The sequence below is a fragment of the Amycolatopsis orientalis DSM 43388 genome (genome assembly GCF_000411975.1).
GTDB classification, from domain to species: Bacteria; Actinomycetota; Actinomycetes; order Mycobacteriales; family Pseudonocardiaceae; genus Amycolatopsis; species Amycolatopsis orientalis_D.
Genome location: NZ_ASXG01000164.1, coordinates 1 through 523 on the forward strand (window position 1 = coordinate 1; position 523 = coordinate 523).

Consider the following 523-nt stretch of genomic DNA (forward strand, 5'->3'; position numbering starts at 1 on the left):
GCTCAGCTGAGCAGGAGGCCGTTGCCGCCGGCGACGGCGTTGTCGAAGCGCTTGCTGATCTCGGCCCAGTTGAAGATGTTCCACAGGGCGTTGACGTAGTCCGGCTTGACGTTCTTGTAGTCCAGGTAGAACGCGTGCTCCCAGACGTCGACCAGCAGGATCGGCGTGGTCGGCAGGATCAGGTTGTTGTGGTGGTCGCGCAGCTGCTGGGTGATCAGCGTCTTGCCGATCGGGTCCCACGACAGCGCGCCCCACCCGTTGCCCTGGATCGTGGTCGACACGGCGGTGAACTGGGCCTTGAACTTGTCGAACGAGCCGAACGCCTCGTCGATCGCCGCGGCCAGCTCGCCGGTCGGCTTGTCCCCGCCCTCCGGCGACAGGATCTTCCACCACACGACGTGGTTGGCGTGCCCGGCCAGGTTGAACGCCAGCGTCGTCTCCAGGCCCACGATCGACCCGAAGTCTCCCGCCTCGCGCGCGGCGGCGAGCTTGTCCAGCGTGTCGTTCGCGCCCTTGACGTAGG

Annotated in this window: 1 protein-coding gene; it reads right to left on the reverse strand. The window is 66.5% G+C overall.

Annotated features, from left to right (window positions below; translation table 11 throughout):
* Window positions 1–2: 2 nt before the first annotated feature.
* Window positions 3–523, reverse strand: a 521-nt coding sequence (locus L942_RS33850) for a superoxide dismutase (protein WP_037368104.1), incomplete at its 5' end; no start/stop codon positions are given.